We start from the raw sequence: 23691 nt of genomic DNA, 5'->3' as shown, positions 1-23691 counted from the left end.
GGGTCCCCTCACGGCAGGTCGTCGCGGATGTAGCGGGTGAGCAGGGGAGCGGCGCCCGCGTGCCGGTCCGTCAGCCAGAAGTGGCCGCCGGGCAGCACGTCCAGCGTGAAGTCGCCGGTGGTGTGCCGCCGCCAGCCCCGCACCTGCTCGACGGTGTTCTTGGGGTCCGACACGCCGAGCAGCACGGTCGCGGAGGCCGCGACGGCCGCGTCCGGCGGACAGCGGTAGCGGCGCAGCGGACGGTGGTCGGCGCGCAGCAGCCGCAGCGCCTCCCGTACGGACTCCTCGTCCTGCAGGAGCGCCTCGGGCACCCCGCCCAGCCGCCGCAGCTCCGCCACCAGCTCGTCGTCGCCGCACGCGTCCAGGTCGAGCTCCTCCCAGTCCTGTGACGGCGGCCGGGCGGCGGACGCGAACAGCCGGACCACGGTGCCCCGCTGTTCGAGCAGCCGGGCGGTCTCGAACGCCACCAGCGCGCCCATGCTGTGCCCGAGCAGGAACAGCGGCCGCTGCGCGTACGGCACCAGCGCCCGCGCCGACTCCTCGGCGAGGGCCCCGATCTCCTCGGCGTACGGTTCCGCGCGCCGCTCCTGGCGGCCGGGGTACTGGACCGCGAGGAGCTCGACGTCGTCCGGCAGCGCCGCCGACAGCGGGCGGAAGGCGCTCGCGCAACCGCCCGCGTGCGGGAAGCACACCAGCCGGGCCGCGCACGCTTCCTTCCCGTCGTACGTACGGATCATGACGTCTGCTCCCGCAGGTGGGCCACCAGGTCGGCGGGGGTCGGCCAGTCGTACAGGAACGTGGCGGGCAGGCGTACGCCGGTGGCCTTGGCGAGCCGGTTGCGCAGCTCGACGGCGGTCAGCGAGTCGAGGCCGATCTGGTCGAAGACGCTGTCCGGTTCGACGGCCGTGCCGGCGGCGTGACCGAGGACGGCGGCGGTCTCGCGGCAGACGGTGCCCAGCAGGTCGTCGGGCGCCGCACCGTCGCTCGCGGGCGCGGGCGCCTCCGTACGGGACGACCCGGACACCAGGTCCCTCAGCGGCGGCGGTACGGCGCCCCCGGCGCCCAGGCCGTCGAGGTGCCACCGCGCCGCCACGGCGACCGGCTCGTCGCGGCGGACGGCCGCGTCGAGGAGCCGCAGGCCCTGCTCGACGCCGAGCGGCACGACGCCCGACCGCGCGATGCGGGCGGTGTCGGCGGCGGTCAGGCCGGCGCCCATGCCCGCGCCCTCCCACAGGCCCCACACCACCGAGACGCCCGGCCGCCCCAGTGCGCGCCGGTGCTCCACCAGCCCGTCGAGGAAGGCGTTGCCCGCCGCGTACCCGGCCTGTCCGGCGGAGCCGAGCGTCCCGGCGACCGACGAGAAGGCCACGAAGGCGGACAGGTCCAGGTCGCCGGTGAGCTCGTGCAGGTGGAGGGCCGCCTCCACCTTGGGCCGCAGACTCCGGTCCAGCTGCTCGGGCGTGAGCGCGGTGAGCACGCCGTCGTCGAGGACGCCCGCCGCGTGGACGACGCCGCCGACGCGTACGCCGTCGGCGGCGAGCCCGGCCAGGGCGGTGGCCAGCGCGTCCCGGTCCGCCGCGTCGCACGCCACCGCGCGGACGTCGGCGCCCAGACGGCTCAGCTCGGCGGCGGCGTCCTCCTGCACGCGGCGGCCCATCAGGACCAGCCGCCGCACGCCGTGTTCGGTGACCAGGTGCCGGGCCACCAGCCGGCCCAGCCAGCCGAAGCCGCCCGTGATCAGCACGGCGCGGTCCCGGTCCCACGGCTCCCCGTCGTCCGGCAGGTCGAGGACCACCTTCCCGACGTGCCGTGCCTCGGCCAGGTACCGGAACGCCTCCGGGGCCTGGCCGACGGGCCACGACGACACCGGCGGCGGCTTCAGGGCGCCTCCGGCGAAGAGCTCCACGAGGGTGGTGAGCATCTCCCGGATGCGGTCCGGGCCCGGTTCGCGCACGTCGTAGGCGCGGTACACCACGCCCGGGTGGCCTGCGGCCACCTCGGCGGCGTCGCGCCGGTCGGTCTTGCCCATCTCCAGGAACCGGCCGCCGTGCGACAGCAGACGCAGCGACGCGTCCGTGTACTCCCCGGCCAGGCAGTTGAGCACCACGTCCACGCCCCGGCCGTCGGTGGCGTCGCGGAACCGCCGCTCGAAGTCGAGCGTGCGCGAGGACGCGATCCGCTCGTCCGGCAGGCCGGCCGCGCGCAGCGCGTCCCACTTCGCCGGGCTCGCCGTGGCGTACCTCTCGGCGCCGAGATGACGGGCGAGTTGCAGCGCGGCGGTGCCGACGCCGCCGGTGCCGGCGTGGACCAGGACGGCCTCTCCCGGGCGCAGGCCCGCCAGGTCCACCAGCCCGTAGTACGCCGTGAGGTACGCCACCGGAACCGCCGCCGCCTGCCGGAACGACCAGCCGTCGGGGATCGGGCACACCAGCCGGTGGTCGGTCACCGTGACCGGGCCCACGCCCGAGAACAGGCCCATCACCCGGTCGCCGGGGCGCAGCCCCGTCACGCCCGGACCGACCTCGGTCACCACCCCCGCGCCCTCGCCGCCCTGGCCAGGACCACCCGCGTCCGGGTCGACGGAGGGCGGGATCATGCCCAGGGCGAGCAGCACGTCACGGAAGTTGAGCCCGGCGGCCCGCAGCCGTACCCGGACCTGGCCCTCGGCGAGCGGGGCTCCCGCCTCCGGCCAGGGCACGAGGGCCAGGCCGTCGAAGGACTCCTTGGCGACGTAATCCAGCCGCCAGTCCGGTGCGTCGGCGGGCGGACGCAGCCGGGCCGTCGCGCCGTCGGGGGAGAGGGTGGGGCGGTGGGCGGTGCCGCCGCGCAGGGCGAGCTGCGGCTCTCCGCAGGCCACCGCCGCCGCGAGTGCCCGGCGGGAGGCGGGCGTCCCGTCCGTGTCGATCAGCGTGAACCGGTCCGGGTGCTCGCTCTGCGCCGCGCGCACCAGGCCCCACACGGCCCGGTGCGCCACACCGCCGGCCGGCCGGTCGCCGCCCGCGGCGCCCCCCACGGCGAACGCGCCGCGCGTGAGCACCACGAGCCGCGCGCCCGCCAGCCGTTCGTCGCCCACGAACCGCTGGGCGACGCCGAGGACGCGGTGCAGCAGCTCCCGTACGGAGCCGGCGCCGGGAGCCGTACCGGCGCAGGGGAGCACGATCACGTCCGGGACGGGCCCACCGGAGGCGAGCGCGCCGGTCAGGGAGTCCCAGTCGGGGTGGACGTACAGCGCCCCCGTACCGAACTCCTCCGTTCCGGACCCCTCGGCGCTGTCGCCCAGCAGGGCCCAGGTCTCCTCCCGCACGGCCGGTGCCTCCGGCAGGGCGGGAAGGGGGGCCCAGGACGGTACGAACAGCCCGTCCCGGACCTCCTCGGCTCGGCTGCCCGGAAGGGGCCGCAGCGCCAGCGAGGCGACCGACACCACCGGACGCCCCTCGCCGTCGGACACGTCGACCGCCACCGCGCGCGTGCCCGCCGGCGCCAGCCGCACCCGCAGCCGGGCGTCCGCGCCCCCGTGGAACCGCACCCCGGACCACACGTACGGGACGAGGCCGTGGCCCGCGTCGTACGGGAGGGGGTGCAGGGCCGCGTCCAGCAGCGCCGGGTGCACCCCGTACGTCTCCCAGCCGGACGGCCGCTCGTCCCCGTGCGCCACCTCGGCGAACAGCTCCTGGCCGCGCCGCCACAGTGCCCGTACGGAACGGAACCCGGGCCCGTACTCCAGGCCCCGGGCGGCGAGGTCCTCGTAGAACCGGTCGATCGGTACGGGCGCGGCGCCCGGCGGTGGCCAGTCCGCCAGGGCGACCGGTGCCGGTGCGCCGGGGGCCGAGCGGCCGACCGTACCGTGGGCGGTGCCCACCCACGCACCGGCCGTCCGGGAGTGGACGGTGACCGCGCGGCGGCCCGAGACGTCGGCCGCCGCCACGAACACCCGCAGCTCGGCCTCGCCCTCCTCCGGTACGACCAGGGGTGCCTGGAGGACCAGCTCCTCCACCAGGTCGCAGCCCGCCTCATGGCCCGCCCGCGCCACCAGGTCCAGCAGCGCCGTACCGGGCAGCAGCACCTCGCCCGCCACCCGGTGGCCGGTCACCCACGGGTGCGTCCCGGCCGACAGCCGCCCGGTCAGCAGCAGCCCTTCCGGCTCCGGGACGTCGGTGGTGTCCGTCAGCAGCGGATGGTCCAGCGCTCCGGGGAGCACGGCGGAAGGACGCGGCGTGTCCGCCGGCCGGGGGCCACCGCCGTCCAGCCAGTACGTCTCCCGCTGGAAGGGGTACGTCGGCAGCTCGACGCGCCGGGCCCCGCGCCCGGCGAAGACCGCGGCCCAGTCGACCTCGGCGCCGCACACGTACATCCGGGAGACGGCGGCCAGCACCGACACGGCCTCCGGCCCGCCGGGCGGCGCGGCGGCGACCAGCTCCCGCCGGGCCTCACCGGCATCGCCGAGGCAGTCGGCGGCCATCGCCGTCAGGACCGCCGCCGGACCGACCTCCAGGAACCGCGTGCAGCCGAGCTCCGCGAGGGCGTGCACCCCGTCCCGGAAGCGCACGGCGTGGCGGGCGTGGCGCACCCAGTACTCCGGGTCCGCGAGCTCGCCCTGCTCCACGGGCCGCCCGGTGTGGTCCGACACGACGGTGAAGCGCGGGGGCCGGCAGGTCACGCCCGAGGCGACCGTACGGAGCCGGTCCAGCGCCGGGTCCATGAGCGGCGAGTGGAACGCGTGGCTGACGCGCAGCCACACGGCCTTGCCCCCGCCCGCCTCGAAGCGCTCGACAACGGCGCCGAGCGCCTCCCGGTCGCCGGACAGGACGGTCGCGGCGGGACCGTTCACCGCCGCCACCGACAGCCGGTCCGCGTACTGCCCGGCGCCGGCCAGCAGCCCGGCGGCCTCCTCCTCCGAGGCGCGCAGCGCCACCATGGCCCCGCCGGGCGGGAGTTCCTGCATGATCCGCCCCCGGGTCGCCACCAGCGCGGCGGCGTCCTCCAGGGACAGCACCCCGGCCACGTGGACGGCGGCCAGCGCGCCGACGGAGTGGCCCAGCACCGCGTCCGGCCGTACGCCCCAGGACTCCAGGAGGCGGAACAGCGCCACCTCGTACGCGAACAGCGCGGGCTGCGTGTACTCCGTACGGTCCAGCAGGCCCGCCTCGGCGGAACCCTCCGGAGCGAACACCACCTCCCGCAGCGGACGGTCCAGATGCCCGTCCAGCGCCCCGCTGACGGCGTCGAAGGCGGCCGCGTACGCCGGGAACGCCGCGTACAGCTCCTGGCCCATCCGCGCGTGCTGGGCGCCCTGCCCGGTGAAGAGGAACGCGGTCCTGCCGTCGCCCGCCCTGCCCCGGACCAGACCGGGCCGCTCGTCGGCACCGCCGGACAGGGCGTTGAGCCCGTCGAGGAGGCCGTCCCGGCCCTCCGCCACCAGCACCGCGCGGTGCGGCAGACGGGCGCGGGTCGTGGCCAGGGAGAACCCGACGTCGGTGAGGTCCGCTCCCGGGTCGGCGGACAGGTGCCGGTAGAGGCGGGCCGCCTGTTCGCGCAAGGCGGGCTCGCCGCTCGCGGACAGCAGGCACGGCACGGCGGGCAGCGGCGCCCGTTCCCGCTGCACATCCGGTGCGGGCTCCGGGGCCTGCTCCAGGATGACGTGCGCGTTCGTGCCGCTGATGCCGAACGACGACACCGCCGCCCGCCGCGGCCGCCCCCGCTCCGGCCACGGGGCCGCCTCGCTCAGCAGCGCCACCGCGCCGCTCGACCAGTCCACGTGCGGGGACGGCTCCTCGGCGTGCAGGGTCCGGGGCAGGACACCGTGGCGCATCGCCATCACCGTCTTGATGATGCCGCCGACCCCGGCCGCCGCCTGCGCGTGGCCGATGTTCGACTTCAACGAGCCCAGCAGCAGCGGCCGGTCGGCCGGACGGGCGCTGCCGTACGTCGCCAGGAGCGCCTGCGCCTCGATCGGGTCGCCCAGCGGCGTGCCGGTGCCGTGCGCCTCGACGGCGTCGACCTCGTCGGCCGCGACGCCCGCCGCGGCGAGCGCCTCCCGGATCAGCTCCTCCTGGGCGGGACCGCTGGGCGAGGTCAGACCGTTGCTCGCGCCGTCCTGGTTGACCGCCGAGCCCCGCACCACGGCGAGGACGGGATGGCCCAGGCGGCGGGCGTCCGACAGCCGCTCCACCACCAGCAGCCCGGCGCCCTCGGACCAGCCGGTGCCGTCCGCCTCCGCCGAGAAGGACTTGCACCGGCCGTCGGGCGCCAGCCCGCGCTGCCTGCTGAACTCCACGAACGGCATCGGCGTCGCCATCACCGTCGCCCCGCCCGCGAGCGCCAGCGCGCACTCGCGCCGCCGCAGCGACGCGCACGCCAGGTGCAGCGCCACCAGCGACGACGAACACGCCGTGTTGACGGTGACGGCCGGGCCCTGGAGGCCCAGGGTGTACGCGATCCGGCCGGACGCCACACTGCCGGTGCTGCCCGTCAGCAGGTAGCCCTCGAACTCCTCCGGCGCGGGGGACAGGCGCGCGCCGTAGTCGTCGTACATGGTGCCCACGAACACGCCGGTCCGGCTGCCGCGCAGCGACGCCGGGTCCACGCCCGCGTGCTCGAACGCCTCCCACGCCGTCTCCAGCAGCAGCCGCTGCTGCGGGTCGATCGCCTGCGCCTCGCGCGGCGAGATGCCGAAGAAGCCCGCGTCGAACAGGGCGGCGTCGTACAGGAACCCGCCCTCCTTGGCGTACGAGGTCCCCGGCTTGTCGGGGTCCGGGTCGTACAGGGCGGCCAGGTCCCAGCCGCGGTCCGTGGGGAACGGGCCGACGGCGTCCACCTCGTCGAGGACGAGCTGCCACAGGTCCTGCGGGGACCGCACCCCGCCGGGGAAGCGGCAGGCCATCCCGACGATCGCGACGGGCTCGTCGCCGCCTCCCGCGAGGCGCGCGTTCTCGCCCCGGAGCCGCTCGTTCTCCTTCAGGGCGGCCCGCAGGGCCTCGACGATCTGTTCGGGGGATGTGGGTGCCATCGCTTCTCTCCGTAGCTCCGGGGCTCCGTGGGCCGGGCTCCGTGGGTCAGTTCTCGCCGTCGCTGCCGTCGCCGCCGTCGTCGCCCAGTGCCGCGCGCACCAGATGGTCGACGTCCATCGAGTCGAAGTCGGCCGGGTCCGAACCGGGGTCGGAACCCGGATCGGGGCCCGACTCGGCGGAAGGGGCGAGTTCGGTGCGCAGCCGGTCCGCCAGCGCGCCTGGGGTGGGGTGGTCGAAGACCAGCGTGGGCGGCAGCTTCACGCCGGTCGCCGCCGTCAGCCGGTTGCGCAGCTCCACCGCGGTGAGCGAGTCGAACCCGAGGTTCTGGAACCGGCGGTCCGCCGTCACCCTGTCCGGCGTGCCGTGCCCCAGCGCGGCCGCGGCCTCCGCCCGTACGGCCTCCAGCAGGATGTGGCGGTGCTCCCCTTCCGGAGCCTGCGCCAGCCGCTGCCGCAGCGCCGCCGACCGCTCCTCGACGGTTCCCGGCGCCGCCGCCGGGGCACCCGCCGCGCCACCCGGCGCCGGGACGAGCCCGCGCAGCAGGGGCGGCGCCGTGGCGGCGTCCAGGGAGCGCGCGTCCAGGCGGGCGGCCGCCAGTACGGGTACGCCGGCGGCGCAGCCCGCGTCGAAGAGGGCCAGGGCCTCCGCGTCGGACAGGGGCGCGAGGCCCGCGCGCGCCAGGCGGTGGAGGTTGGTCTCGCCCGCCTGCCCGGCCATGCCGCCCTCGGCGGCCCAGGGCCCCCACGCCAGTGACACGGCGGGCAGCCCCTCGGCGTGGCGCAGGCGCGCCAGGCCGTCCAGGAAGGCGTTGGCGGCCGCGTAGTTGCCCTGGCCGCCGTTGCCCAGCAGGCCGATGACGGACGAGAAGAGCACGAACGCCGACAGGCCGAGCTCGCGGGTCAGCTCGTGGAGGTGGACGGCCGCGTCCGCCTTGGGCCGCAGCACCCGGTCCACGCGCTCGGGGGTGAGCGCGTCCACGAGGGCGTCGTCCAGCACGCCCGCCGCGTGCACCACGCCCGTCAGCGGGTGTCCGGGGTCCACGGCGGCGAGCAGGGCGGCCAAGGCCTCGCGGTCGCCCACGTCGCAGGCTGTGACGGTCACCTCGGCGCCCGCCGCACGCAGCTCGGCGGTGAACTCGGCGGCGCCTGGGGTGTGCTCGCCGCGCCGCCCGGTCAGCAGCAGCCGTCGTACGCCGTGCCGGTCCACCAGGTGCCGGGCGACCAGACGGCCCAGCGCGCCCAGACCGCCGGTGATCAACACGTGGCCGTCCTCGCCGAACGGCGGCGGCGCCGACGGCCCCTGGGGCTGAGGCCTGCACCGGCGCAACGCCGGCACCGAAACCCTGCCCACGCGGACCGCGAGCTGCGGTTCGTCCGACGCCGCCGCGCGGACCACCGCGCGGGCGGAGTCCGGGTGCCCGTCGGTGTCCAGCAGGGCGAAACGGCCCGGGTGTTCGAACTGGGCGGCCCGGACGAGCCCCCACACCGGCGCCTGGGCCGGGTCGGGCGCCTCGTCGTCGACCACCGCGACGGCGCCGGTGGTGGCGAGGACCAGCCGGGAGTCGGCGAAGCGCGGCTCCGCCAGCCAGTGCTGGACGAGCGCCAGGGCCGTGTGGCTCACCTGGGCTCCGGCCGCGGCCGGAGAGACCGACCCGCGGGTGTCCGGCGCCGTGGCGATGACGACGGAGGGCACCCCGGTACCCGGCGCGGAGGTGTCCAGGGCACGTCCCAGCGCCTCCAGGTCCTCGTACGCGTGCACCGTCGCACCCGATGCCCGTACGGCGTCCGCCAGGCCCGTACGGTCACCGACGACCGCCCACACGCCGGACGGGTCGGTTTCCGGCGGGGTATCCGGCTCGGTCCACTCGACGGTGAACAGTCCGTCGGGAGCGGTCGCGGCCCTCTCCCGCAGCACCAGCCCTTCGGCGCTGAGCAGGGGCGTCCCGTCCCCGTCCGCGATCACGAGCGCGTAGGTGCCCGGTCCGGCCGTGCCCGCTTCCGCCCCGCGCGGGACGAACCGTACGCGCAGGGGACCGGTCGCCCGGACCGGAACCGTGTGCGCGGTCAGGCCCGTCCACGCGAACGGCACCAGGAAGCGTTCGTCCTCGCCCAGCAGCGCGTGCAACGCGGCGTCCAGGGCGGCGGGATGCAGCAGGAAACCGTCTCCCTCGGCGTCCGCCCCGGCCACCTCCGCGTACAGGGCGGTCCCTTGGCGCCATACCGCGCGCAGGTTGCGGAAGGCGGGCCCGTACGCGTAACCCCGCTCCGCCAGGCGTTGGTAGAGGCCGTCGAGGGGGACGGGCGACGAGCCCTGCGGAGGCCACTCGGTGAGGGGCTCCGCCGCGGCCGGTCCTGCGGCCGCGGCCAGGGTGCCCGTGGCGTGCCCGGTCCACCCGGCGCCCGGTACGCCCGCGGGCCGGGCGTACAGCGCCACGGTACGGGCCCGGTCCCGGGCCGCGGGGCCCACCAGGAGCTGGATCTCCACCGCCTCCGTCGCGGAGAGCGCCAACGGCGCCTCCAGCGTCAGGTCGGACACGTGGTCCCCGCCCGTCCGGCGTGCCGCGTACAGCGCCAGCTCGGCGACGGCCACGCCGGGCAGCAGCGGCTCGTCCCCGATCGTGTGGTCCAGGAGCCAGGGGGCGGCCGCCGGGTCCAGCCGTCCGGTGAACACCCACCCGCCGCCTTCGGCCAGTTCCGCGCCGTCGTCCAGGAGCGGGTGGCCCGCCGCGCCGGAGCCCGGGGCGGGGCGCGCGGACGGTACCGGCAGCCAGAAGCGCTCCCGCTGGTACGGGTACGTGGGCAGCGGAACGCTCCGTCCGCCCGGGAAGAACCCGCTCCAGTCGACGTCCACGCCGTTGACGTACGCCCGTGCCAGCCCCTCCACGAACGTCCGTGCCTCGGGCCGTCCGTGACGCAGCAGCGGCACGGCGACCACGTCCGCGTCGTGCTCCCTGGTCAGGTTCGTACCGACGAGGGCGGAGAGGACCCCGTCCGGGCCGAGTTCGAGGAACGTGGTGACCCCGTCGTCCTCCAGGGACCGCACCCCGTCGGCGAAGCGGACGGTCTCCCGCAGCTGCCGCACCCAGTAGTCGGGGTCCGTCAGCTGTTCGGCGGTGGCGGGCCGTCCGGTGACGTTGGAGACGACGGGAAGGGAGGGCGGCGCGAAGGACACGCTCGCGGCCACCTCGCGGAACGCGTCGAGGGCCTCGTCCATGTGCGGCGAGTGGAAGGCGTGGCTGACGCGGAGGCGCGTGGTGTGCCGCCCGGCGTCCCGCCAGTGGGACTCGACCTCCGCCACGGCCCGTTCGTCACCGGAGACCACCACCGAACGGGGCCCGTTGACGGCGGCGACGACCACCTGCCCGCCGTGTGCCGCGAGCGTCGGACGGACCTCGTCCTCGGTGGCCTGCAGGGCCGCCATGGCCCCGCCCGCTCGCGCGGTCTGCATCAGCCGTCCGCGCGCGGCGACGAGCGCGCAGGCGTCGTCCAGGGTCAGGACGCCCGCGACGTGCGCCGCCGCGAGCTCGCCGACCGAGTGCCCCAGCAGGTGGTCCGGCACCACCCCAAACCCCTCCACCAGCCGGTACAGCGCCACTTCCAGGGCGAACAGCGCGGGCTGGGTGTAGCGGGTCTCGTCGAGCAGGTGCCCGAGATGGCCCTCGTCGTCCAGGACCAGGTCCTTGAGCGGGACGTCCAGGTGCGGGTCCATCGTGGCGCAGAGGTCGTCGAAGGCCTCGGCGAACGCCGGGTACGTGTCGTACAGCTCCCGACCCATGCCGGGCCGCTGGCTGCCCTGCCCGGTGAAGAGGAAGGCCGCCTTGCCGTCCGCGCCCGCCCGGCCCGTCACGACGTTCCCCGCGTTCCCCGCGTTCCCCGCGTTCTCCGCCGAGGAGGCCTCACCGCGCGCGAGCGCGTCCAGCCCGGCGAGCAGCCCGTCGTACGCCTCGGCACCGGTCACACCCTCGCCGAGGACGACGGCGCGATCGGTGAGCGCCGGGCGGGTGGTCGCCAGCGAGAAACCGACGTCCGCCACGGACCACGGCTCCGGGGCCTCCGCCGCCGGCCGCCGCAGCTGCCCGGCCCGCGCGCGCAGCGCCTCCTCGCCCCGCGCCGAGAGCACCCACGGGACCGGCCCCGCCAGGGTCTCGGGGACGCGCGGCGGTGCGGCGCGGTCGTCGGCGGGCGCCTGCTCCAGGACGACATGGGCGTTGGTCCCGCTGATGCCGAACGACGAGACGCCCGCCCGGCGCGGACGGTCGCGCTCCGGCCACGGACGCGCCTCCGTCAGGAGCGCCACCGCCCCCGCGCTCCAGTCGATGCGCGTGGACGGCCGGTCGACGTGCAGGGTGCGCGGCAGCAGCCCGTGCCGCATGGCCAGCACCATCTTGATCACGCCCCCGACCCCGGCGGCCGCCTGCGCGTGCCCGATGTTGGACTTCAGCGACCCCAGGTACAGCGGCTGGTCGGCGGGGCGGTCGTGCCCGTACGTGGCCAGCAGCGCCTGCGCCTCGACCGGGTCGCCCAGACGGGTGCCGGTGCCGTGCGCCTCGACGGCGTCGACGTCCGCGCCGGACAGGCCCGCCACGGCGAGGGCCCGCCGGATCACCCGCTCCTGGGAGGGGCCGTTGGGGGCGGTCAGGCCGTTGCTGGCGCCGTCCTGGTTGACCGCCGAGCCCCGGACCAGGGCCAGGACCTCATGGCCGTTGCGGCGGGCGTCGGAGAGTCGCTCCAGGAGCAGCACGCCCACGCCCTCGCCCCACCCCGTACCGTCGGCCGCGTCCGCGAACGCCTTGCAGCGGCCGCTCGGCGACAGCCCGCCCTGTCGGCCGAACTCGACGAACATGCCGGGGCTCGCCATCACCGTCACCCCGCCCGCCAGGGCGAGGTCGCACTCGCCCACGCGCAGCGCCTGCGCGGCCAGGTGCACGGCGACGAGAGACGAGGAGCACGCGGTGTCGACGGTGACGGCCGGGCCCTGGAGACCGAAGGTGTAGGCGACGCGGCCCGAGATCACGCTGGTCGAGTTGCCGGTGAGCAGATGGCCGCCGCTGTGGTCGTCCGCCTCGTGCAGCCGCGGGCCGTAATCCTGCGCCATGGCGCCCATGTAGACGCCGGTGCCGCTGTCGCGCAGCGCCTCCGGGTCGATACCGGCCCGCTCGACGGCCTCCCACACGGTCTCCAGCAGCAGCCGCTGCTGCGGGTCCATGCCGGTGGCCTCGCGGGGGCTGATGCCGAAGAACTCCGCGTCGAACAGGTCGGCGTCGTGGAGGAACCCGCCCTCCCACGGGGAGTCGCCGGCCCAGCCGCGGTTGGCGGGGGAGGGGGAGACGGCGTGCCGCTCGTCCAGCAGCAGCCGCCACAGCTCCTCGGGGGACGACACACCGCCGGGGAAGCGGCAGGCCATCGACACGATCGCCACCGGGTCGTCGGCCGAGGGGGCGGGCGCCGCCGCCGAACGCGCCGGTACGGGCTCGGCCGCGACGCCGACGGCGGCCTCGGACTCTCCCGCGGCTCCGGCGGCTCCGGCCGCCGCGGACTCTCCGTCGGCTCCGTCGGCTTCCGAGACGAGGTGGGCGGCGAGCCGCTGCGGCGACGGATGGTCGTAGATCAGCGTCTCCGGCAGGGACAGCCCGGTGGCGGCCGCGAGCCTCTTCGAGAGCTCCACCCCCGTCACGGAGTCGAAGCCCAGCTCCTGGAAAGGCGCGGCCGGATCGACGGTGTCGGCCGGGTCGAGGCCCAGGACCGCGGCCACCTCGGAGGCCACCACCCGGAGGGCGAGGCGCGACGCCTCCTCGGGGGAGTGACCGCGCAGGCCCGGGAACGCCGTCTGCGGCCCGGCGGCCGATGCGGGACCGGCTTCCTCCGCGGCCGCCTCACCGATCCAGCAACGGCGGCGCTGGAAGGCGTACGTCGGCAGGTCGACCCTCGCGGCGTCGCGCGGGAACACCGGACCCCAGTCCACCGCCACGCCGCCCGCGTACAGCCCGGTCAGGGACCTCAGGAAACCCTGAGGGCCGTCCTCCGCGCCACGGCGCAGCGACTCCACCGCGACGGCGGCCGAATCCGCGCCCTCCAGCGCCTCCCGTACGGCCGCGAGCAGCACCGGCTCCGGCCCGACGTCGATGAACACGTCGTGGTCCGCGAGCGCACGCACGGCACGGCGGAACTCCGCCATCCCCCCGTCCCCGCCCGGGGCCGAGTGCCGGAGCGCGGCGACCGCGCGGGCGGCGTCCTCCAGGGACAGCGCGCCGGTGACGTACCGGGCGGCGAGCTCTCCTTCGCCGTGGCCCACGGCGGCGGCCGGCCGCACCCCGAAGGACCGCCACAGGTCGGCGAGGCCCACCATGACCGCGAACAGCGCGGGCGCGCCGGGTGCCCCGGCCGTGCCGCGCAGCACCTCCTCAAGCGGCCGGTCCAGATACGGCGCGCACGCGCGGGCGCAGGCGCCGACGCTCTCGCGGAAGACGTCCGAGGCGTCGAGGAGTCCGGCGACCGGGCCGGGGTCCCACCCTCCGGCGACGTCCAGCCCGGGGAAGGCGAACACGACCCGCTCCAGCGGCCGGGCCACCCCCGCGAGGTACGACGACGGCGCGCCCTCCGCCAGGGCGGCGAGCTCGGCGGCGAACGCCTCCCGCGTGCCGGCCAGGACGACGGCCCGGTGCCGGAACGCGGTCCGCGACGCCGCGAGGGAGTGCCCGATGTCGGTGAGGGCGTCCTCGGTCCGGGACGCGTACGCGCGCAGCCGGTCAGCCTGCGCGCGCAGGGCCGCCTCGCTCTGCCCGGACACCACCCACGGCAGCACGGCGCTCCGGAAGGCGGCCGGTCCCGGCTCCCGCTCGCCTCGTGCACCGGGCGGCGGCGCGGACACGACGATGTGGCAGTTCGTGCCGCCGATGCCGAACGCCGAGACGCCCGCGACCGGTTCGTCCGGGCGCGGCCAGGGGCTCAGCGTGTCGTTCACCCGCAGCCGGAGGCCGGAGAGCGGGATGCGCGGGTTCGGCGTGGCGTAGTTGAGGCTCGGCGGCAGCCGGCCGTGGTCGATGGAGAGCACCACCTTGAGGAGCCCGGCCACACCCGCCGCCGCCCCCAGGTGACCCAGGTTCGTCTTGGCCGAGCCGACCAGCAGGCTTCCGCCCTCCGCCGCCCCCGCGCGTGCGGCGCCGAACACCGCCCCCAGGGCAGCCGCCTCGACCGGATCGCCGACCGCCGTGCCCGTACCGTGCAACTCGACGTACTGCACGTCCGCCGGGTCCGTCCCGGCCCGCTCGCACGCGCGCCGCAACAGGTCGCGCTGCGACTCCTCCCGGGGGACGGTCAGCCCGTCACCGCCCCCGTCGTTGTTCACGGCACTGCCGCGCAGTACGGCGAGCACCCGGTCGCCGTCGGCCAGCGCGCGGGAGAGCCGCTTGAGGACGACGACGGCGCCGCCCTCGCCCCGTACGAAACCATTGGCACGCGCGTCGAACGTGAAGCACCGTCCGTCCGGCGACAGCCCGCCGAACTTTTCGACCAGGGCGGCGCTCTCGGGCGCGAGAGCGAGCTCCACACCACCCGCCAGCGCGACCTCGCACTCCCCGGCCCGCAGGCTCTGGCACGCCGTGTGCACCGCGACCAGCGAGGACGCCTGCGCGGCGTCCACCGTCAGGCTCGGGCCGCGCAGGCCGAGGACGTACGAGAGGCGGTTGGCGATCAGGCCGCGGCTCAGCCCGGTGAAGGAGTGGTGCGTGACGGCGGAGGAGCCCTCGTCGTCCGGCCGGTGCACCAGATGGGCGTAGTCGCCCGTCATCGCGCCGATGAAGACGCCCGTGTCCCCGTCCCGCAGCGCGGCGGGGACGATGCCCGCGTGCTCCAGCGCCTCCCAGCCCAGCTCCAGCACCAGCCGCTGCTGCGGGTCCGTCATCGCGGCCTCGCGCGGGGCGATGCCGAAGAAGGCCGGGTCGAAGCGGTCGACGGTGTCGAGGAACCCGCCCCTGTCGCCGCACACGACCCCGTCCGGCCGGTCGGCGGGGGGCCCGTCGGCCACGGCGCTGCGCCCCTCCGAAAGCAACCGCCAGTAGGCGTCGGGGTCCTCGGCGCCGGGGAGGCGGCAGGACAGGCCGACGACGGCTACGGGTTCGCCTATGGGTTCGCCAAGCATGCGTTGCGGTTCCTTTCCGCTGCTCACCACTCCACCAGCAGCCGTGAAAGCCCACGTGTGAGCAGGCCGTCCTTCCAGACGACCGGTTCCGGCGGCCCGGCGGCGGGCCGCAGCTCCGGGAACCGGCGCAGCAGGCGCTCCAGGACGATCTGCACCTGGAGCTTGGCCAGCGGCGCTCCCAGGCACCGGTGCACCCCGTGACCGAAGGTCAGGTGGACGGCGTCACGCCCCTCCGGCACCAGGTGCTCGGGCTCCGCGAAGACCTTGCCGTCCCGGTTCCCGTGTAGCAGGGAGACGACGACGGCCTCACCCGCCGCGATGGTGACCCCGTCCAGGGGGACCGGTTCCACCGCCACGCGCGTGAAGCTCACCGGGGTGGCGGGGGTGAGCCGCAGGAACTCCTCCACCGCGGACGGCAGCGCCTCCGGACGCCCGCGCAACTCCTTGTACGCGTCCGGGTCCGACAGCAGCGCGAGCGCGGACAGGCCGATCTGGCCGACCGTCGTCTCATAGCCGGCCATCAGCAGCGTGAGCCCCATGGTGACCAGCTCGGCCATGGACATCTCGCCCTGGTCGTGCACCCGGATCATGGAGGTGAGCAGGTCGTCCTCGGGCCGCTCCCGTTTGCGTTCGAGCAACCCGGCCATGTAGTCGACCAGTTCGACGCGGCGCCGGGACTTCTCCTTCGGGGTGCTGGCCGTGATGTCGAACAGCACCTCCACCAGGTCCCGGAACCGGTCGCCGTCCTGTGCCGGTACGCCGAGCAGCGAGCAGAGCACGGCACGCGGCAGGGGCAGCGCCAGTTCCTCGACGAGGTCCCCGGGCGGCCCCGCCTCCACCAGCCGGTCGAGGCGCTCGTCGGCCATCCGCTCGATGGCGGGCGCCAGAGCCGCCATCCGGCGGCCGGTGAAAGCGCCGGTCACCACGCGCCGCAGCCGGGCGTGTTCCGCCCCGTCCATGCTCATCATCGAGTCCGGCACCGGCTGGGCGTCGTTGGACTTCGGTACGTGCGGCTTGACCGCCTCCGCCCGGCTGAACCTCTTGTCGGTCAGCACCAGGCGCCCCAGCTCGTAGTCGCGCACCAGCCACACCATGTCGCCGGTCGGCGCGGCGACCGGGACGACGGCCTCCTCGCCGTGCGCCATGAACGCCGGGAGCGGGCCCAGCCGTTCCAGCCCGATCCCGTAGCGCGCGGGGCTCATCCGCGTACCTCTGCGCGCAGCAGCCGCTCCCGGTCCGGTGTGCCGGGCCCGGTGCCGGCCTCCGTACGGACGACCAGGTCGTCCACGATGCCGCGCGTGACGCCTCCGTCGTCGTCCGGTGCCCCTTCTTGTAGGTCGGTTTGCCGCTCGGCGGCGGCGCGCTGGCGTTGCGCACCGGTGCCGTGCTTCGCGAGCCGCCGCAGGAAGTCCTCGACCGTCTCCAGGTCGCCGTACGCCTCCAGCGCCGGCCGTACGTCCTCGACGAGCCGCTCGGCCTGCACCGAGGACGGCACGATCTCCCCCGTCAGCGCGCACACTCCGTCCCCCGGCCAGCCGTCGCGCGCCGCGCGCCAGTACGCCGCGCGCAGCAGTTCGCTGCACGGCTCCGGGCCGGGGTCGCCACGCCGCGCGCGGTCGACCGCGGTGGCGACGAGCGCCCTGACCAGCAGGGCGAGCGCCGCCGAGTCGTCCACGTCCACCGGGACGTCCATGGCCCGCACCTCCAGGGTCGGGAAGCGCGCGTGCGGCCGCAGGTCCCAGTAGGCGTACGCGGCGTCCGGCATCGCGTCCACGTCCTGCATGGCGGAGGCCAGCCGCCGGTAGTGCTCCAGGGAGCCGGCGTACGGAGGCGGCCCCCAGCACGGGAACTGGCCGCGCACCATGGAGCGCCAGCTCTCGTAGCCCGTGTCACGGCCGTCGCAGTACGGGGAGTTGGCGCTCATCGCCACCAGCAGCGGCAGCCACGGCCGGACGTGGTTGGCGGCCAGGACCGCCAGCTCGCGGTCGTCGACCCGCACATGGACGTGGAGGGCGCAGACCTCGAAGTCCTCGAGGGCGCTGCGGTACTGGCCGAGGGCCTTCTGGTAGCGCGGATTCGCGCCGATGTCCGAGGGGCCGCCGTTCCTGAGGACGGGTGTGCCGGAGGCGCACAGGCGCAGGCCCTCCTCGCGGGCGGCCGCGGCGGCACCGGCGCGCAGCCGGGCCAGCTCCGCCCGCAGTTGCGCGCCGTCCGAGCAGGGCGGGGTCTTCACCTCGATCTGGCACTGGGTGTACTCGCCGGAGACCAGGTCGCCCAGCACCGGCGTGGCACGGGCGACGACGCGGGGGCCCGCGGACTCGACGGCCCGGCTGCCGGGATGGACGAGGAAGTGCTCCTCCTCGACGCCCACGGTCGGTGCCTGGCCGTCGCCGGCCGTGAGGTGATCGACCTGACCCTGAATGCTCATGTCGACATAATCATCCATATGTCCACTGATGTCGCATCGCTGTCGGCCGGTGAACCGCCCTCGGTCACCACGTGGACGGGCCACCCCGGGGCGAGGCCCGCTCGGGCTCGGTAGGCCGAGTGGGGGTACGCCCCCGAGAAGATCTGGAGATACCTGTGCAGGAGCAACGCCGTCACCGCGCGAACCACGACCACGACCATGACCACGACCGTGACCGTGATCATGACCACGACGATGGCCGCACCCGCCTCCGCGACCGTGCCCGGCGGCCGCGGAGGCGAAGAGTGCACCGGACGCGAATACGCGGTGGCGGACCGGCCTTTGGCGCGGTGCTCACCGGCACGGTGGCCGCAGCGGCCGCCACCGTCGTCGCCGTGACCGTGGGCACCGCCCGCACGGACGGCGACACGCAAGCCGTCGAAGCCGGAGTGGGCGGCCGGCCCGCGCACCCCCGGGCAGCCGCGGACGTGCCCCGGGCCGGCGTGGACAGAGCCCTCGGCAAGGCGGCCACGTACGCCGATCAGGTGGTCGCCCTCGCCAACTCCGAGCGCCGGAAGGCCGGCTGTTCCGCCCTGCGCGTCAACAGCCGGCTCAGGGCCGCCGCCCAGGGACACGCCGACGACATGGCGGCCCGCGGCTACTACCGCCACGACACGCCCGAGGGCCGGGACGCCGGCGAGCGGATGGAGGCCGCCGGCTACAGCTGGAGGACCTGGGGCGAGAACATCCACCGCGGGCCGAGGAGCCCGGCGCGGGCCGTGCGCGACTGGATGAAGAGCCCCGAGCACCGCAAGAACGTCCTCAACTGCGCCTTCAAGGACGTCGGCGTCGGCGTCAACCTCCGCTCCAACGGCCCGTGGTGGGTCCAGAACTTCGGCGTCCCGGACTGACGGCCGGCCCTTTCGTCGGCGTCGGCGACGGTGCGGGAGCTGCGTCCTCAACGGCGCTGGATTCGGGCCGCCCTGGCCGCGATGTCGGGCAGCCTCGCGTACAGGGCGGCGCCCGGGCAGCGGGTGGGATAGCCGTCCGCGTGCCCGCCGACCACCGGCAGCAGGGCCTTCGCGCCCTTCGGGTACCGGGCCTCGTCGTTGGTGGAGACCAGGGCGACGCTGCCGCGCGGGTCCGGCCCGAGGGGGTCGAGCTTCCAGGCGACCAGCCGGGCGATGGCGGCGAGCATCGGCTCCGGGACCGTCTCGCCGCCGTCGAAGGTGCCGATCGCCGCGATGCCGACCGTTCCCTCGTTGAACCCCCGCGTGTGCGCGCCCACGACGGCCCGGTCGACACCGCCCGCCCGGCCCTCGTAAACGGTGCCGCAGGCGTCGACGAGGAAGTTGTAGCCGATGTCGTCCCAGTGCCGCCCGTACGCGTGCCCGGCGTACAGATCGCGCAGCGTGCGCGGCACACTCGCGCAGTCGTAACCGTTCGGCGTGCTCGTGTGGTGGATGACGGCGGCCCGCACGGCGGGCGCGTACCGGACGTCCGGCGGGGCCGTGTCCACGGAGTCGGCCTGCCACGCGGCCCGGAGCACGATCGCGGGCCGGGGGCCCGGATGGCGGCCGCTCCCGGACGGCGCGCGCGCCTGGGCGACGTCCGCACCGGGCGGTGGGGCGGCGGACGGCGTGAGCCACGGCGAGGCGGCGGCGAACCCCGCGAGCACGGCGACGGAGACGGCGGTTCGCGACCGGCGCCTCCTCGGCTCACGCAGGCTCACCCATGCTCCTCGCTCCTCGCTCCCCGCCGGTCCGATCGTCCCCCGCCGGTCCATCGTCACCGCCCCGGCCCCCGTCGCGCCCGCCGGACTGCTCCGACCGGGAGCCGGGCCGATTGTCAGTGGCGGCTTCTACTGTTCAGGAAGTGGGACCCGGGGACACGCCGCCGGGCCTGACCTGGGGAGAGGTCTGCCATGTCGAAGACGTATCTGGAGCTGTCGCAGGACGGTGGCGGTGCGCACAAGTTCTACGAAGTGACGGTGGCGGGGCAGGTCGTGACCGTGCGGTACGGCCGCATCGGCGCCGCCGGGCAGACGCAGACGTCGACGTTCCCCACCGCAGAGAAGGCCCAGGCGGCGGCCGCCAAGAAGATAGGCGAGAAGGTCCGCAAGGGGTACGCCCCGGCCGTGCAGGGCCAGCGCGCGCCCCGCTCGGTGACGCGCCGCCAGGTGACGTCCGCACCCTCCACGGCCCATCGGGTCGCGCCGGTGCTGTGGCGGTTCCGCACCGGCTCCGCGGCCTTCGGCATCCACATCGACGACGAGCGCTGCTGGGTGGGCAACCAGGCCGGAGACGTCTACACCCTCGCGCACGGCGGCGACGTCCTCGCCCGCTACCAGCTGCCGGACGGCGTCAAGTGCCTGGTCGCCGACGACTTCTGGATCTACGCCGGCTGCGACGACGGCCGCGTGTACGACCTGTCGTCGAAGCTGCCGTTCGCGGCGTACGACATCGCCGCCGACGTCGACATCTTCTGGCTCGACATCCACCAGGGCGTGCTCAACGTCGCGGACCGCGCCGGACGGCTCACCGTCATCGACCACGAGGACGAGCACCAGTGGTCGCGCGGCGGCCGGGGCGAGCACGCCTGGATGGTGCGCGCCGACGACCGGGCCGTCTACCACGGGCACACCCACGGCGTGACGGCGCACGCCCCGGACGGCGGCGCCGAGTTGTGGCACACGCCCACGCGCGGCGCGGTGCTCTTCGGCTGGCAGGAGGACGACGCCGTGTACGCGGGCACGGGGCACCGCGTCGTACAGCGGCTGTCGAAGGCCACCGGCGTCATCGAGGCGACGTACGGCTGCGACAGCGCGGTGTACTCCTGCGCCACCTCGCCCGGCGGCCGGTTCGTCTTCGCCGGGGACGGCGCGTCGTCGGTGTACTGCTTCGACCGGGATGGCACACGGCTGTGGAAGCTCGGCACGGGCAGCGGCTCGGCCCTGTCCATGCAGTACCGCGACGAACGGCTGTACCTGGTCACCACGGACGGCTCGCTGGTGTGCGTGGACGCGAGCGAGGCGGCGATCGCGGCCGCCCAGCAGGGCACGGTGCCGGTGGCCCGCGATGTGAAGCTCGCCGCCGCCCTGCCCACCTACGCCCCGGCCACCGCCGCCGCCTCGGTGACGACGGTGACGGCGGCCCCCGCGGGCGCCGTGGTCGTCGAGTGCGTACTGGAGGGCGGCCGGACGCGGGTCCACGTGGTGTCGGACGGGTACGAGCGGTCGTGGAACGTCCAGTTCCCGCGCGCGATACGCGAGCCGGGCGCGCGGTACGTCGTCGACGCGCTGCACGCCGCGTCGGGCGGCTTCTACCGGGTGCGTGGTGACATCAGGAGGCTCCGGTGACCGGCGCGGGGTTCGAGGCCGCCACGGGCGACGGCCCCGCCCCGGCGGACGGGACCCCGGCGGACGGGGCCTCGGCGGATCGCCGCGCCGCCGAGGTGCGGGTCGCGTTCGAGGGGATGCTCCAGATCCGGCGGCTGACCGGCCCCCGGGGCGGCGACCCCGGGGCCGTGCCCGCCGCCTGGGAGCTGAACCAGCCCGTACGGGCCGTGGCGCTGGCCCTGGAGGCCGCCGGGATCACGCCCTCGGCCGTCGACGCGGACGGCCGGCGCGTCAGGACGGGGTACCGCGTCACGGCGGGGGAGCGGCCCGGGACGGCGCGGGTGGAATGGCTGGGCCCGCCCGGCGGCAAGGCGGCCCGGGAGGAGGAGGCCGCCCTGTCCGCGTGCGTCCGGGCGCTGGACCCGCTGGGATGGGAAGCGCTGCTCTACCGGGGCCCGCGCAAACGGCGGTTCCTGGAGGTGGAGCCGCCCCACGGCCACCGCCCGGCGTGATCCGGAACCCGGTTCCTACGCGATCGACGCCGAGACGATGGCCGACACCGCGAGGTTGCACGACACCGTCACCCACACCGCCGGGTGCGGCTCCGGCTCGACCAGCGTGGCACCCAGCCGGCCCGGGGTGATCAGGTCCACGACCCAGAAGGCGACGGCCATCATCACCAGCCCCAGCAGGCCGAAGGCCGCCGTGGACACCAGCCCCTTGCCGAAGTCCGTGTACGTCGTCCAGATGGAGGTGAAGACGATCCCGCCGATGCCGAGCAGGGCCGAGCTCAGCAGCAGGGCCGCGTTGCGGTTGCGCTGCTCCCAGATCTGCCGGCCGAGCTTTCCGGGCGTCAGCAGGTCCACCAGGACGATGCCGAGGATCAGCAGGACCACGCCCAGGGCTCCGTAGGCGGTGGCCCGGCCAAGTCCATTGACGATGTCGCTCATTGAGATGCCGGCTCCGTATCGATGAAAAGATCATGGTGATCGCGGTCAAGGGCGCGCAAAATGTAGCGCACCAGTTCGGTGCCGTGATCCGGCGGCCATGACCCGGACGGCCCAGCAACGGGCCGACTCGGGCCCGTACGGCGGCCAGAGTGGAGGCGTACGCCCCGCCCGCACGCCCCCGGGAGACCTCCATGGACCGCACCATCCGACGCGACCTCGGCCTGTTCCTCCTGCGGGCCGGCACCGGAGCGGTACTCGCCGCGCACGGCACCCAGAAGCTGTTCGGCTGGTTCGGCGGCGGAGGCATCGCGGGCACGTCCAAGGCCATGGAGGCGATGGGCTTCCGCCCCGGCCGGCAGAGCGCCATCGCCGCCGGGCTCGGCGAGGCGGGCGGCGGAACGCTCCTCGCGCTCGGGTTCGCCACGCCCGCCGCCGGAGCCATCGCGGCCGGTGCCATGGCCGGGGCGGTTGCGGTGCACGCCCCCGCAGGGTTCTTCAACCAGTCCGGTGGCTTCGAGTACCCGGCCTTCCTCGGCTTCACCGCCGCCGCCCTCGGCATGGCGGGTGCGGGCCGCTTTTCCCTCGACCACGCCACCGGACACCGCTTCGACCAGCCCTGGACCCTCGCGGCCGCCTTCGTCGGCAGCGCGCTCGCCGCGGCCGCCGTCATCGGCAAGCGCGTCATCGACCAGGTGAGCGAGAACGGCAGCGAGAACGGCAGCGAGGACGGCGCCCCCGGGAACGGCACCGCCGGGAACGGCACCGCCGGAAACGGCGCCCCCGCGAACGGCACCGCCTGACCCGCGCCTCACCGGCCGGCCGTGACTCCGCCCGTCGCCGTCCGGCCCTGCTGCTGGGCCCGGCAGTACGTGTCGCGTGTCGTGCGGTAGCCCGGGGCCTCCACCACGGCCAGCATCGACGCCCACTGCGCCGCGTTCGCCTCGATGGCGTCGGCCACGCGGGCGCGGGCAGCGGGGTCCCGGGCCTCCTCGGCGGCGCTGAGCTGCTCGGCGTAGGACCAGGCACGCTGGCGCCACAGGCTGAACAGCCCATGAGCCGTGTAACCGGCGATCGGGTTCCACCGGTCGTCGGCGAGCGCGACCAACGGGTCGTAACGGCGCGCGACTTCCCTGACGGCAGGGCCGTACGCGCGGTCCACCACCGCCTGGAAGCGGTCGTAGTCGCGCTTGCGACTGGTGCCGTCGGCGCGGGTCAGGCCCAGCGCGGCGAGGACGTACGGCATGTCCCGCTGGATGTGCGCGTTGGCGCCCAGCAGGACGTCCTGACCGGCGTTCACATCGGCGGTGCGGGCCGCGTCGAAGGCGATCCGCCAGGCCCGCGGAACCGGACGGCCGGCGTCGTCGGCGCGGTAGGCGTCCAGGTACAGGCTGAGGAAACCGGTGTTCAGGTCGCCCGCCAGCCACTGCGGTTCGTCGAAGGAGCCCGGCCGCCGGACGGTGTCCTCCAGTGACTGCTGCAGATGCGTGTAGATGGAGGGGAACGGGGCCCGGTGGTCGCACCCCAGACCGTCGCGGAGCCGCGCCAGTACGCGCTTCGCGTCGCGTACGCAGTCGAGCGCGGGGCCGTCACACGTCAGGCCCGGCGGCCGCGGCACGGGCGCCGGCGCGGCCCCGGCGGGCGCCACCGCCGTCGCGCACAGCACACCCGAGAGCGTGAGCGCGCCCAACGCCCTTGCGACCCTGTTCCTCCACCACATCCTGCGGCCTCCCATCGCCCGGTCGCTGCCCGGCGGCAGCAACGGGACAACGAAGCCCGCGCGTACGGGGTCACGAAGCGGATCAGCGGGCGAAGGGTGCCCCCGGCGCCCGCCGGGAGGCCCCGCCGGACGGGGCC

The 23691-nt window shown here is 75.7% G+C and carries 13 protein-coding genes; 4 read left to right on the top strand and 9 right to left on the bottom strand.

Features of this window, described 5'->3' with window-relative positions:
* Positions 1-8: 8 nt before the first annotated feature.
* The 6 genes from ACZ42X_RS01970 to ACZ42X_RS01945 form a co-directional block, all read right to left on the bottom strand.
* On the bottom strand, positions 9-737 hold the full coding sequence (locus ACZ42X_RS01970) for a thioesterase II family protein (protein WP_468283249.1): 729 nt from the start codon (positions 735-737) through the stop codon (positions 9-11).
* Positions 734-6958 (bottom strand): type I polyketide synthase, encoded by a 6225-nt coding sequence (locus ACZ42X_RS01965; protein ID WP_468284094.1) that lies wholly within the window; start codon positions 6956-6958, stop codon positions 734-736. Before ACZ42X_RS01965 ends, ACZ42X_RS01970 begins: the two co-directional genes overlap by 4 nt.
* Before the next feature lie 94 nt (positions 6959-7052).
* Positions 7053-15143, bottom strand: coding sequence for a type I polyketide synthase (locus tag ACZ42X_RS01960; RefSeq protein ID WP_468283247.1), 8091 nt, complete (start codon positions 15141-15143; stop codon positions 7053-7055).
* A 23-nt stretch (positions 15144-15166) separates the two neighbouring features.
* On the bottom strand, positions 15167-16345 hold the full coding sequence (locus ACZ42X_RS01955; protein ID WP_468283245.1) for a cytochrome P450: 1179 nt from the start codon (positions 16343-16345) through the stop codon (positions 15167-15169).
* Positions 16342-17571 (bottom strand): carboxylate-amine ligase, encoded by a 1230-nt coding sequence (locus ACZ42X_RS01950; RefSeq protein WP_468283243.1) that lies wholly within the window; start codon positions 17569-17571, stop codon positions 16342-16344. Before ACZ42X_RS01950 ends, ACZ42X_RS01955 begins: the two co-directional genes overlap by 4 nt.
* Positions 17568-17795: a hypothetical protein gene (locus tag ACZ42X_RS01945; protein ID WP_468283241.1), complete on the bottom strand. Its 228-nt coding sequence runs from the start codon at positions 17793-17795 to the stop codon at positions 17568-17570. Before ACZ42X_RS01945 ends, ACZ42X_RS01950 begins: the two co-directional genes overlap by 4 nt.
* A gap of 105 nt (positions 17796-17900) precedes the next feature.
* Between ACZ42X_RS01945 and ACZ42X_RS01940 the strand changes: the two genes are divergently transcribed.
* Entirely contained in the window at positions 17901-18461 is a 561-nt protein-coding gene (locus ACZ42X_RS01940) for a CAP domain-containing protein (RefSeq protein ID WP_468283239.1), read from the top strand.
* Between the two features lie 47 nt (positions 18462-18508).
* On the opposite strand, the gene ACZ42X_RS01935 is transcribed toward ACZ42X_RS01940, so the two are convergent.
* Complete coding sequence (locus ACZ42X_RS01935) at positions 18509-19282, bottom strand: peptidoglycan recognition protein family protein (RefSeq protein WP_468283236.1); 774 nt, start codon at positions 19280-19282, stop codon at positions 18509-18511.
* Between the two features lie 192 nt (positions 19283-19474).
* On the opposite strand from ACZ42X_RS01935, the gene ACZ42X_RS01930 reads away from it, so the two are divergent.
* Positions 19475-20908: a WGR domain-containing protein gene (locus ACZ42X_RS01930; protein ID WP_468283233.1), complete on the top strand. Its 1434-nt coding sequence runs from the start codon at positions 19475-19477 to the stop codon at positions 20906-20908.
* The gene (locus tag ACZ42X_RS01925; protein WP_468283230.1) at positions 20905-21399 is read left to right on the top strand and encodes a hypothetical protein; all 495 of its coding nucleotides are present in this window, start codon (positions 20905-20907) and stop codon (positions 21397-21399) included. Before ACZ42X_RS01930 ends, ACZ42X_RS01925 begins: the two co-directional genes overlap by 4 nt.
* Before the next feature lie 15 nt (positions 21400-21414).
* On the opposite strand, the gene ACZ42X_RS01920 is transcribed toward ACZ42X_RS01925, so the two are convergent.
* A complete protein-coding gene (locus ACZ42X_RS01920; RefSeq protein WP_468283227.1) occupies positions 21415-21837 on the bottom strand; it encodes a DUF350 domain-containing protein in 423 nt (140 codons plus the stop codon).
* A gap of 191 nt (positions 21838-22028) precedes the next feature.
* Here ACZ42X_RS01920 and ACZ42X_RS01915 point away from each other — a divergent pair, with 191 nt between their 5' ends.
* Positions 22029-22637 (top strand): DoxX family membrane protein, encoded by a 609-nt coding sequence (locus tag ACZ42X_RS01915; RefSeq protein WP_468283224.1) that lies wholly within the window; start codon positions 22029-22031, stop codon positions 22635-22637.
* 8 nt (positions 22638-22645) lie between these two features.
* Here the strand turns inward: ACZ42X_RS01915 and ACZ42X_RS01910 are convergent, their stop codons facing one another.
* Positions 22646-23500, bottom strand: a complete 855-nt coding sequence (locus ACZ42X_RS01910) for a DUF5995 family protein (RefSeq protein WP_468283221.1) — start codon at positions 23498-23500, stop codon at positions 22646-22648.
* Positions 23501-23691: the final 191 nt, after the last annotated feature.

The organism is Streptomyces sp. NPDC030862, assembly GCF_055571835.1.
This window is presented reverse-complemented; position numbering and strand designations above follow the sequence as displayed.